The following is an 11,607-nucleotide window of genomic DNA, read 5'->3' on the forward strand; positions in this document are numbered from 1 at the left end:
AGCCCGGATATTTCATAAACTGCCCTTAGAGCCGCAAGGAGCAAGCAAGGCCAGGAGCATGTTTATGAAATATCCAGGTTAGTAAAAAGGGAAAGGACTTCCCTTTAAAAATATTAAGAAGCAGTCTTAAAAGTCTGCCCGTAGCGAGGACCGCGAGAAATGGCGGATAAAAAGTCGCTTTTGTGAGGAGAATAGCGGGACTATTGTTCATCACATGACGCCCCATGCTTTTTAGAAAACCAAAAAACAGGCGGCTCTTCCATGGGGTCTGTTTATCACAAAAAATCATGAACCGTTTATTATAAAAAGTGAGGATATGGTTTGAAACGAATGGGCTAAAAAAATGGCTGATTTCAGTTCGTAATAACCACGGGAGTCTCATCATTTAATGTTGTTGGCTATATCATTTTTCATTCTATCTATCTCATTATTGGAAGCTATTTATCTGTTTTCAATTGACGGTTAAATCAAAAAATAGTCTATTTTTAGGCAGTTACGCGCTTCAAGTGAGATGTCAGTTATGTATTTACTCTTTTTTTATGTTTTTTTCATGGCGCTGTCAGCGTCAGTAAGCCCAACAATTTATGCTGATTCTGATTCCAATCAACCTTTTGGCCCGACCAACGTTATACTTAATCACCCTAATAATTTAAGCAATCATCTGGAAGAGGCAAAAGACAATTTAACAGACGATTTTCATAAGTACTGTCGAACCATGCTATTGGCAGAAGCAGAAGGCTTTACCGATAAGGAAGACTTTTTGAATAGCGAAAGGAAGTCACCTCGTTACTATTTATTCAAGGCGTTATGTATCCGCCATTTCTGGGCCCCTAACCTTGATAGTTTTATGCGGTACATTGTACACGGAGACCCTGTTCAGGTTTCAAAACTCCCCTTGTTGAAAACCATGATAAAACTGTGTGAGGCACACCCCGGAATGACTATTGGTGAGATGATCAGCGAGGTAGAAAACCAGCAGCACGAAGATGAGGGTATCAACACTTTTTTAAGCTATAAAAACAACAGTCTCGAAAAGCATCAACAAGCGCTGGATGAGATCGTCGGCTTCTATCAGTCCGATAACGACGGGGAATACGAGGGTATCAACCCTGTTTCAGACGACAAAGCCAATTGTATTAAAGAGCATCAACAAGCGTTGGCTGAAGTCGGCTACGATGAGCTTGAGAACAGCGGGGAATCCTGTGGAGATTCCTGGTTTGACGGTTGGTTCAAACAAACAAAACTCTCTGGTGTGATAAGTACACTGACAAACCTGGCTTCTTCCGTTGTCTCCCCTTTTAGCTTGCTGGCGATGGGTCTGCCCTGTGATGTATCAGGTTTTGTTTGTGACAATGGGGAAGTAGTGCCAGATTATTGGGCGGGGTCTCTACGGTGCAATAAAAAGAGAGAGTGCGAAGACGGTAGTGATGAGCGCTCCAGCGGTTTTCGCCCCCCCTGTTTTCAATGTAACAGCGATGGTAAGCTAATTCAGAGTGAACGGCTCTGCAATGGCAAGAGAGAGTGCGATGACGGTAGCGATGAGGCAACCAGCGGTGTCAACCCCCTCTGTTTCCACTGTGGCAAAGAGGGTGAGCTGATTCGCAATAATCTCCAGATCTGCGATAGCAGAAACCACTGCAGCAATGGCGGTGATGAGCGTACCAGCGGCAAGAATCCTCCCTGTTTTCGATGTAAAAATGGTGATTGGATTATTCGTAAAGAAATGCGCTGTAACGGTATTAAAAACTGCGATGACCACAGTGATGAACAGGCCAATAACTGCTGTGAAAATTGGACGTTGCAGAGCAAAGGTAACAGACTGTGTAATAAAAAAGGAGACCCTGGTACCAAATTATATGTCTGTCAAAATGGACAAACCATCAAGAAAACATGGCGCTGCGATGGCCAAGTTGATTGCGTCGACGGCAGTGATGAGCGCGCCAGCGGTGCGACCGCCCCCTGTTTTCGTTGTAAACAGGGTAATCCAGTGCTCAGTGAAATGCGCTGTAACGGTGTTAAAGACTGCGATTACGCCAGTGATGAGCGGGCTGGAGACTGCTGTGAAAATTGGACGTTGCAGAGCAACGGTAACAGATTGTGTCATAAAAAAGGAGACCCCGGTACCAAATTCTATGTCTGTCAAAATGGACAAACCATCAAAGCAGCATGGCGCTGCGATGGCGTAGTTCATTGCATCGGCGTCATTCCCAGTGATGAACGCGTCAGCGGTGCCAACCCTGCCTGTTTTCGTTGTCAAAACGCTCGGATAATTAAAAATAACCACCTGATCTGCAATGGCGAAGACGACTGCGGCGACAATAGTGATGAGAGCGACTGTTTTCATTGTAAAAATGGTGATCGGGTTCGTAGTGAAATGCGCTGCGATGACCACCAGGACTGCGCTGATAACAGTGATGAGCTGCTGTGTCATTCCTTTGACTGCTCAAACGGACAGGAAACCATCGAGATAGAATATTACTGTGATGGAATGGGCCACTGTAGTGACGGGAGTGATGAACAAGCGCAAAACTGCTGTGAAAACCCGGAGCTATTGGTTAACGGTACCACGGGTCTGTGTATTAAAAAAGGACACCCCGACATCACATTATTTGTCTGTCAAAACAGGAAAACCATCCGGCCAGAATTTCACTGTAATGGCTATACAGAATGCAGTGACATGAGTGATGAGCAACCACAAGACTGCTGTGAAAATCCGGAGCGGTGGGTTAAGGGCACTACCGGGCTGTGTAATAAAAAAGGAAACCCCGGCGCGGAATTATATGTTTGTCAAAACGGGCGAACCACCCGGCCAGAATTTCACTGTAATGGCTATAACGATTGCGGTGATGGAAGTGATGAGCAAGCATCAAAATGCTGTGTAAATCCGGGGCGGTGGATTTGGGGCACCACCGGGGTGTGTGATAAAAAAGGAGACCCTGGTACGAAATTCTATGTTTGTCAAAATGGGCAAACCATCAACGAAGCATGGCGCTGCAATCGCATTAACGAGTGCGGTGATGGGAGTGATGAACGCATCAGCGGTCACAACCCTCCCTGTTTTCTTTGTCAAAATGGTCGGTTCATTCACAACTTTTTTGGCATGACCTGCAATGGTAGGAACAACTGCGGTGACTGGAGTGATGAGAGCGCCAGCGGTGACAACGCTCCTTGTTTTCGTTGTCAAAATGGTACGGTGATTAGCCGTAGTGGCATGTTCTGCAATGGCGTTAACAATTGCGATGACTGGAGTGATGAGCAGGCCGCGGACTGCTGTCAAAATCCGCGGCGGTGGGTTAACGGTACCACCGGGTGGTGTCATAAAAAGGGAACACGGGGCCAGAAACTCTTTGTTTGTGAAAAAGGGCATACCATCCGAGAATTATGGCATTGTGATACTTTTGACGATTGCGGTGGCAGGAGTGATGAAAAGACTGAAGACTGCTGTGTCAATGGGGAGCTGGGGGTTGATCGTACCACCAGACTGTGTGACAAAATAAGACACCCTGGCGCTAAACTTTATGCTTGCGAGGACGGGCGAACCGTCGCGGGAGATAAGCGCTGTGACGGTAGTATAAACTGCCTTGACGGCAGCGATGAGCGTACCAACGGCACATATCCCCCGTGTTTTAAGTGCGACAATGGCCAGGTGAAGCCCACTGAGATGCGCTGTGACGGTTTTATCAACTGCGCTGACGGCAGTGATGAGCTGGCGTGCAATAAATTCAATATTACTCATACTGGCAATACAACGAATTTTGGTAATCATTCTTTCATGGGCAATTATACGGATATTAACGACTCTCCTGATACGCCTGATACTAATAATGCTGTCTTAAGCGCGCTGCTATCGACCCCAGTCCTGGTGGCGATAGGCGCAGGGGCAGGCCTGGCCTATTATGCTGTGATGTTGGTCATTGAAAGAGATAAAATAAAGTCAGAAGGTAAGTTGAAATGGCTGGTTTCTCCTATCATCGCCCCCTATAAATACCTGTTGCGTCGTTGTGGCTGCCAAGAAGTTGAAGCTGATGAAGTGTAGGGGCCTGTCCGAGAACAGCGCCCGTAGGAGGATTGCCAGAAATTGAGGATAAAATTTCTGCTTCTGAGGAGAGCAGCGAGGCTATTTGATGAAGAAGCAGGAGTTTTTAGACCAATTTATCGCAACCGCAGTGGGGCAGTCTATTCTCGGTCAGGCTGCTAGTCAATGATGGGCTGTAGTGAAAGTCTATCGTCGTTTAATTATAAGCACTACTTGCCAGGGCATCAAATGTTGATGGTGTTCTGGTAACGGCCTGAAAAACGCCGCGCACCTTACCATAATGACTGCACGTCACTGGAGGTTTTGGTGCCGCTGATACGATCAGGTCGCGTTTTACCCTGCTATGACCTTAACAACAAATAGCGGCAAAAATAGCGGCAAAAAAACTGTTTATCGGGGCTTGTTATCACCTGCTATCAGTGAAATAGTGTGGGTTGTTTTTCCTTCTCTGGTAAGCTCCCTTTCATGTTTTCTCACTTCCCCCTGAACAAGCGCTTGTTAAAGGCTCTTGACGCGCTTTCATTGACAACCCCAACACCTGTCCAGCAGCAGGCCATTCCGTTCATACTGGCCGGTAAGGATATGCTGGTGGGAGCAGAAACTGGCAGTGGTAAGACAGCGGCATTTTTACTGCCTATGTTGCACCGCTTCCATGAAACCCCTTCGCCGCGATCAGTCACACGCGCGCTGGTGCTGGTGCCTACCCGTGAACTGGCCCGGCAAGTGCTCAGACAGTGTGAAGCATTGGCTCGCTATACCCTTATAAAAGCAACAGTTATCATCGGTGGAGACAGCTTCAAGTACCAGGCTGCCAGCCTGCGAAAAAACCCAGACATTGTGATTGCCACACCGGGACGTCTTGCGGAGCATGTGGGGCGCCGTACCATTGACCTTGGCGATCTTGAGGTCCTCGTGCTTGATGAAGCTGACCGGATGCTGGATATGGGCTTTAGGGACGATGTGCTATTGATAGCGGGGCGTAGTCGCCTTGAACGCCAAACCCTCTTGTTTTCCGCAACAATGAGACAAAAGGGTCTGCGTGATGTCATTACGGCAGTGTTAAATGAGCCAGAAGAAATCAGGCTTAATGATACGCGCGGCACCCATGAAAAAATCAAGCAGCAAATTATTCTGGCCGATGACCTGAAGCACAAAGAAAAGCTATTGGCGGCCCTGCTCAGGGCTGAGATTGGTGAAAAAGTGGTCGTATTTACCAATACCCGTCTACAGGCAGATAAACTCGGGCGTTGGTTGCGTTATCACAAGCACAAAGTGGGAGTTCTCCATGGCGATATGACCCAGGAGGAGCGCAATCAGGTGATTCACTTTTTCCGGGAAGGTCGGATGACAGTGTTGGTGGCTACAGATCTAGCTGCCCGGGGTCTGGATGTGAAAGGGGTTACGCTGGTGGTGAATCTCGATATGGCGCGCGGTGGTGATGACTATGTCCACCGCATTGGCCGAACGGGCAGGGCAGGGGAGCAAGGATTGGCAGTCACCTTTATCAGTCCCTCTGAGTGGAACCTGATGGTCAGCATTGAGCGCTACCTGGGTGCAACCTTTGAACGGCGCGTCATTAAGGGTTTGGAAGGTCATTACAAGGGCCCTAAAAAGCTGAAAGCTTCAGGCAAAGCAGCTGGCCGTAAAAAGAAACTGACCGGAAAAAAGAAGGCAGAGTCTGCTGGCAAATTGAAAAACCGTGATAAGAAAAGTATTGGAAAACGGCGCAAGCCCACAAAATTAGAGGCAGGATCTATGCTTGACGTGGGGTTTGAGCCTTTAAAGAAAAGATAGTCAATAAGGATGTCGCTTCGCCCCACATGCTTTAGGTGGCGAATGAGCACCACCTAGGAGCCTGTCCGAGAATAGACTGCCCTACTGCGGTGGCAGCAAATTGGTCTAAAAAGTCGGAAATTTTTAGCAAATAGAACCACTATTCACTAAAAATTTCCGACTTTTTATCCTCAATTTTCTGCCATCCTCGCTACGGGCGCTATTCTCGGACAGCCTCCTAGCAACACAACCTTCGAGGCAAAGCTTCGCAATGCCTGCGGTTGTTTCCCCCACCAAGCTAAAGCTCTGGTGGGGGTTTTGACCCTGCGCTATTTGATAAAACTATAACATTGATTTAACGAGGTTCTTTCGACTAAATAACGAGGTAATCACGATAGCCAGCAGGTGGATACCGATGAAGTAGAACAGACTATTGACCAATAAGCTGTGCCATTCATAGACACCCTGTTCAAGTCCAAAATCGGTGTCCTGAAGCCAGCCAGTAAAAGCGCAAAGTAACAACATTGTCCACATGAACCAGACAGCCATAGCCCCCAACGGGTTATGACCGTGGGGTTGGTAATTGCCTTCTTTCAGCTCCTGAAGGTGATGCTCAACACCCTTGATAGAAAAGCAAATATCTCGAAGTCGGGCAGGCGTCTTGGCAAAGGTCATACCATAGAGCAGGCGCAAGCAAACCAGTAAAAGAATCCCCCAGCCAGCATAGGTATGATACTGGCTTCCTCCTCCAAACAGGAACTGATTGCTAAAAAAAAGCACGACTACTGACCAGTGAATCAGCTTGACAACGCCAGGCCAACGGAATGGTTCAGACATCGAATTTGCCGTGGTATTGTTTCTTGATATCATTGAGCGCTTTCATTCTATTTTTAGCAAGATCGAGATCACCCGCGTTAATGGCGTCCTGAACTGATGACAGGCCCGTCAGTAGCTCGCTAACACCTGTCTGGAATGCTTCAGGATCTTCAGAGTACCCCGCTTTTTTTGCTTTTTCAGCATAGGCATGAAATTCATCTACGTAGCCCTGCAGCTCATCCAGTGTTTTTGCAGAAATAGAGCGCTTAAAGTTAAACCCCATTGTTTTCATTGCTGCGCTCAACGGCTTACTTCCGCCTTCCTTTTTTATTTCTTCAGCCTGCATGCTATCGCTAGCTGTTGGTGCGCCGTTGACAATATAGGCGGTGCTTAAAACCACTACTGACAGCGCCACGGGAATAAGGACTGCTTTTAAGTTAAATTGCATTTTAAAGCCCTGAAAGTGAAATTTTCAAAGGATAATAAAACATGTATTGATGTATTTCCAGTGTCTTATCCCCCCATAGGCTGCAGATGGACAAGTACTTTATTGGCATAGCCGCATTAGCGTCAGGAACAACCCTGAAGAGGAATAACAGCCCTAGGAGCCTGACCGAGAATAGCGCCCTTAGCGAGGGTTGCGCGAAATTGAGGATAAAAATTTCTGTTTATGAGGAGAATAGTGGGGCTATTTGATGGAGAAGCAGGAATTTTTAGATCCATTTATCGCAACCGCAGTAGGGCAGTCTACTCTCGGACAGGCTCCTAGCCCGGATATTTCATAAACATGCTCCTGGCCTTGCTTGCTCCTTGCGGCTCTAAGGGCGGTTTATGAAATATCCGGGCTAGCATGGGGCCAAATAACTCAAATGGGAATGTTGGATAATTTGGAACTCTAAAGTGGGTAGATAATGAACAAAAGTACTGTTTTTATAGGGTGACAGGAATATAAGTTGTTCACTCAAAAAAGACACCAGTAGTTAATTCTACCGTCATCGTTCAGGCTTGGCCCAAGGTGCTAATCAACCAATCTGGCGCAGTTTTATCACCCTCTATGGCGCACCTGGAATCTGGCAACGACTGTCGTTTGTCTGAATAACACATAAAAAAGCCCCTACTCGATGAAATCAGGCAAGGGCTTTTAAAGCGGTTATGCCAAAGCTCAGGCAGCCAGAGCGGTTTTCGCTTTTTCCACCAGCTGGCCGAAGACAGCCTTCTCATGAACAGCCAGATCAGCCAATACCTTACGGTCGATTTCAATCGCAGATTTTTTCAAACCAGCGATAAAGCGGCTGTACGACAGACCGTTCATACGTGCGCCCGCATTGATACGGGCAATCCACAGGGCGCGGAACTGACGTTTACGCTGACGGCGGTCACGGTAAGCGTACTGACCGGCTTTGGTCACCGCTTGCTTGGCGACGCGGAATACACGCGAACGCGCGCCGTAGTAACCTTTAGCCTGCTTGAGAACTTTTTTATGTCGACGACGTGCAATGACGCCACGCTTGACGCGAGCCATGAGTTATCTCCTGAAAATGAGTGAAAGCGAATCAGTCACGCAGCATACGCTTGACGAGGCCCGTGTCGGCTGGGGATACCATAGAAGTACCCCTCAGTTGACGCTTACGCTTGGTAGTCATCTTGGTCAGGATGTGACTCTTGAACGCCCCTTTACGCTTGTAGCCAGAAGCTGTTTTCTTGAAACGCTTCGCGGCCCCACTGTTGGTTTTCATCTTAGGCATGAAAAACACTCCGCATTTGGGTCATCCCTCAGGATGCCGAAATAGTTTAATCACACAGTAACCCTTATAAAAAACCGCCTTACGCCGGGTGGGCGTTAAGCCAGTCTTTTAGCGCTTTCTCAAAGAAAAAGGGAGTTACTTCTTCTTTTTCGGGGCAATCACCATGATGAGCTGACGGCCTTCCATTTTAGGGAACTGTTCCACAGTACCGACATCAGTCAGGTCATCTTGAACCCGTTTCATCAGTGCCATGCCCAGCTCCTGGTGAGCCATCTCGCGACCACGGTAGCGAAGGGAAACCTTCGCCTTGTTGCCCTCAGTCAGGAAACGTATCAGGTTGCGCAGTTTGACCTGATAATCTCCATCTTCAGTGCCCGGGCGAAACTTCACTTCTTTCACCTGGGTTTGAACCTGTTTTTTCTTTGCCGCTGTTTTCTGTTTCTTGGCTTCGTACTGGTGCTTGCCAAAGTCCAGGATCTTACAGACGGGCGGTTCGCTGGTTGCGTTAATCTCAACCAAATCCAGCCCTGCTTCCTGGGCCATCTCCAGCGCGACGCGTAAATCCACCACGCCAACCTGATCACCCTCAACACCAATCAAGCGGACTTCTTTGGCGCGAATATTTTCATTGATCGGCGCTTTTTGATGACGACGATCACGGAAGCTGTTACGTCTGATAGGGATATCTCCTGTATAATCAACCATAAGCAAGACGACTTGTTGAACAATAACGATAAAGCCGTCGTACCACAAGCAAGCATCAGCGAAAGATCAAAAAAAGATCAGCGAATGCTACTGTTTTTGTCTTTTCTGTACCTGTGTATAGCACAGAAAAGACCGTGTTTTCCGCCTCAAGGTCTATGACAACCTTTTTTACTGACATCGGCCTTGAGCATGTCAATAAAAGCCTGTATTGACATCACCCCCTTGTCTTCGCCTGTTCGGGTTCGTACCGCGACGTTACCATTTTGAGACTCTTTGTCGCCAACGATGATCAGGTAAGGGGTCTTCATTAAGGTATGTTCGCGGATTTTAAAGCCGATCTTCTCGTTTCTCAAGTCTGCTTTGGCTCTAAATCCGTTTTCTGATAAAGATTTTTGCAATTGCAGGGCGTATTCACCCTGACGGTCGGTAATATTCAGAATCGACACCTGCGTGGGGGCTAACCATGCGGGCATCGCTCCTTCAAAGTGTTCAATGAGAATACCGATAAACCGCTCAAAAGAGCCAAGAATCGCCCGGTGAAGCATAACAGGCGTTTTGCGCCCGCCGGTTTCATCCACATACTCAGCGCCTAAACGTCCGGGCATGGAAAAATCCACCTGTATGGTACCACATTGCCAAACCCGACCGATACAGTCTTTCAGGGAGAACTCTATTTTCGGGCCATAGAAGGCACCTTCACCGGGCAGTTCCTCCCAGGGCAGCCCTTGAGTGTCCAGTGCTTTTGCCAGGGATTTCTCCGCTTTGTCCCAGATTTCATCTGACCCCACACGCTGTTCAGGGCGCGTTGACAGTTTATACATCAGGCTAGCGCGATCAAAGCCCATGTCATCATAGACTTCATGGAGAAAATCAATAAAATCAGCCACTTCCTGCTGAATCTGATCTTCTGTCACAAAGATATGGGCGTCATCCTGAGTAAAGCCCCGCACGCGCATAATCCCATGCAAAGCACCTGAAGGCTCGTTGCGGTGACAGGAACCAAACTCTGCCAGACGCAGCGGCAAGTCACGGTAGCTTTTCAGCCCCTGATTAAACACCTGCACATGACACGGGCAGTTCATGGGCTTCACCGCCATGTCTTTGTTTTCAGAATGGGTGGTGAACATGTCATCTTTGAACTTGTCCCAATGCCCGGATTTTTCCCACAATGTCCGCTCCACCAGCTGGGGCGTTTTGATTTCCCGGTAGCCATGGGTAATCTGCTTACGGCGCATGTACTGCTCCAGCTCCTGGTAAATCGCCCAGCCGTCAGGGTGCCAGAATACCATGCCTGGCGCTTCTTCCTGCATATGGAACAGGTCAAGCTTTTTACCGAGTTTTCGGTGGTCACGTTTTTCAGCTTCTTCTAGGCGGAGCAGGTAGGATTTCAGCGCCTTTTTATCTTCCCAGGCAGTGCCATAAATGCGGGTCAGCATTTCGTTATTGGCATCACCCCGCCAGTACGCACCGGCAACACGCATCAGCTTAAAAGCCTTCAACTTGCCCGTGGAAGGGACATGGGGACCACGGCACAAGTCCATCCAGTCTCCCTGGCGGTACACCGAGATCTCTTCTGATGCAGGCAGGTCATTAATGATCTCAACCTTATACGTTTCACCCATAGCCTTAAAAGCGTCTACCGCTTCTTCACGGGTCATCACCAAACGATCTATCGGGAGGTCTTGCTTCGCCAGCTCCCCCATACGTTTTTCAATTTTGGTCAGGTCTTCTGGCGTAAACGGGCGCTCGTAAGCAAAGTCGTAGTAGAATCCGTTGTCGATAACAGGGCCAATGGTAACCTGTGCGCCAGGGTACAAATCCTGCGCCGCCATAGCTAACAAGTGCGCCGTGGAGTGACGGATCACTTCGACCCCCTCTTCATCACGCGCGGTAATAATTGAGAGTTTCGCGTCATCAGATATGCGCGTGCTGGCATCCACCAACTCACCGTTTATACGACCAGCCAATGTTGCTTTGGCCAAACCCGGACCAATATCCTGAGCAACCTCCATCACGGAAACGGCGTCGGCAAATTCACGTTTGCTGCCATCGGGAAGTGAAATTACAGGCATAGGGAGAGGGACTCCTTTTAATCAGAAACAAGTGTCAGTGGCAGCCCATACCAGGAGCTGCTTGTTCAGTGTTTTCAACCCATACCAACGGGTTGAAGCATGTATCAGAGTACCCCCGATGAAGGGATAATCCACTAAAAGGTGAGGAATTGTCCCTTTGCTGGCACCCACAGTCAAGGATTCAGGCGCGGCACTGCGCGTTTCCTTTGTGAAACCCTTACTTTGTGAAACTGTGAAACCCTTAAAAGCTGTTCACACTCTTTTTTGTTTGGCCGCAACCGCTGATAAAAGCTGTCTCTTTAGACCGCTCTTCGTTACATGGCGCCACCGGGCTCCTAGGAGCCTGTCCGAGAATAGACTGCCCTACTGCGGTGGCAGCAAATTGGTCTAAAAAGCCGGAAATTTTTAGCAAATAGAACCACTATTCACTAAAAATTTCCGACTTTTTATCCTCAATTTT

Annotated in this window: 8 protein-coding genes; 2 read left to right on the forward strand and 6 right to left on the reverse strand. The window is 48.2% G+C overall.

What is annotated here, in order from left to right:
* Positions 1 to 520: 520 nt before the first annotated feature.
* Both V4C51_RS08520 and V4C51_RS08525 read left to right on the forward strand, forming a co-directional pair.
* The gene (locus V4C51_RS08520) at positions 521 to 4,036 is read left to right on the forward strand and encodes a hypothetical protein (RefSeq protein WP_330925729.1); all 3,516 of its coding nucleotides are present in this window, start codon (positions 521 to 523) and stop codon (positions 4,034 to 4,036) included.
* 465 nt (positions 4,037 to 4,501) lie between these two features.
* Positions 4,502 to 5,830, forward strand: a complete 1,329-nt coding sequence (locus V4C51_RS08525) for a DEAD/DEAH box helicase (protein WP_330925730.1) — start codon at positions 4,502 to 4,504, stop codon at positions 5,828 to 5,830.
* Positions 5,831 to 6,151: 321 nt separating this feature from the next.
* Here the strand turns inward: V4C51_RS08525 and V4C51_RS08530 are convergent, their stop codons facing one another.
* The 6 genes from V4C51_RS08530 to thrS all read right to left on the reverse strand — a co-directional run bounded on the left by V4C51_RS08530 (position 6,152) and on the right by thrS (position 11,147).
* The gene (locus V4C51_RS08530) at positions 6,152 to 6,646 is read right to left on the reverse strand and encodes a cytochrome b/b6 domain-containing protein (RefSeq protein WP_330925731.1); all 495 of its coding nucleotides are present in this window, start codon (positions 6,644 to 6,646) and stop codon (positions 6,152 to 6,154) included.
* On the reverse strand, positions 6,639 to 7,073 hold the full coding sequence (locus tag V4C51_RS08535; protein WP_330925732.1) for a cytochrome b562: 435 nt from the start codon (positions 7,071 to 7,073) through the stop codon (positions 6,639 to 6,641). The genes V4C51_RS08530 and V4C51_RS08535 overlap by 8 nt, the downstream gene beginning before the upstream one ends.
* Before the next feature lie 714 nt (positions 7,074 to 7,787).
* Positions 7,788 to 8,147: a 50S ribosomal protein L20 gene (gene rplT / locus V4C51_RS08540; protein ID WP_330925733.1), complete on the reverse strand. Its 360-nt coding sequence runs from the start codon at positions 8,145 to 8,147 to the stop codon at positions 7,788 to 7,790.
* Positions 8,148 to 8,178: 31 nt separating this feature from the next.
* The gene (gene rpmI / locus V4C51_RS08545) at positions 8,179 to 8,370 is read right to left on the reverse strand and encodes a 50S ribosomal protein L35 (RefSeq protein ID WP_330925734.1); all 192 of its coding nucleotides are present in this window, start codon (positions 8,368 to 8,370) and stop codon (positions 8,179 to 8,181) included.
* Positions 8,371 to 8,505: 135 nt separating this feature from the next.
* On the reverse strand, positions 8,506 to 9,075 hold the full coding sequence (gene infC, locus V4C51_RS08550) for a translation initiation factor IF-3 (RefSeq protein ID WP_330925735.1): 570 nt from the start codon (positions 9,073 to 9,075) through the stop codon (positions 8,506 to 8,508).
* 146 nt (positions 9,076 to 9,221) lie between these two features.
* The gene (thrS, locus tag V4C51_RS08555; RefSeq protein WP_330925736.1) at positions 9,222 to 11,147 is read right to left on the reverse strand and encodes a threonine--tRNA ligase; all 1,926 of its coding nucleotides are present in this window, start codon (positions 11,145 to 11,147) and stop codon (positions 9,222 to 9,224) included.
* Positions 11,148 to 11,607 lie beyond the last annotated feature (460 nt).

Origin of the sequence: Candidatus Sororendozoicomonas aggregata, from assembly GCF_031528575.1 — a bacterium.
Classification (GTDB): Bacteria; Pseudomonadota; Gammaproteobacteria; order Pseudomonadales; family Endozoicomonadaceae; genus Endonucleibacter; species Endonucleibacter aggregata.

What these genes read in the sequence shown, in the direction of transcription:
- V4C51_RS08520 (WP_330925729.1), top strand. Translation starts at nt 521, where the DNA reads ATGTATTTACTCTTTTTTTATGTTTTTTTCATGGCGCTGTCAGCGTCA.
- infC (WP_330925735.1), bottom strand. Translation starts at nt 9,075, where the DNA reads ATGGTTGATTATACAGGAGATATCCCTATCAGACGTAACAGCTTCCGT.
- V4C51_RS08530 (WP_330925731.1), bottom strand. Translation starts at nt 6,646, where the DNA reads ATGTCTGAACCATTCCGTTGGCCTGGCGTTGTCAAGCTGATTCACTGG.
- thrS (WP_330925736.1), bottom strand. Translation starts at nt 11,147, where the DNA reads ATGCCTGTAATTTCACTTCCCGATGGCAGCAAACGTGAATTTGCCGAC.
- V4C51_RS08535 (WP_330925732.1), bottom strand. Translation starts at nt 7,073, where the DNA reads ATGCAATTTAACTTAAAAGCAGTCCTTATTCCCGTGGCGCTGTCAGTA.
- V4C51_RS08525 (WP_330925730.1), top strand. Translation starts at nt 4,502, where the DNA reads ATGTTTTCTCACTTCCCCCTGAACAAGCGCTTGTTAAAGGCTCTTGAC.
- rplT (WP_330925733.1), bottom strand. Translation starts at nt 8,147, where the DNA reads ATGGCTCGCGTCAAGCGTGGCGTCATTGCACGTCGTCGACATAAAAAA.
- rpmI (WP_330925734.1), bottom strand. Translation starts at nt 8,370, where the DNA reads ATGCCTAAGATGAAAACCAACAGTGGGGCCGCGAAGCGTTTCAAGAAA.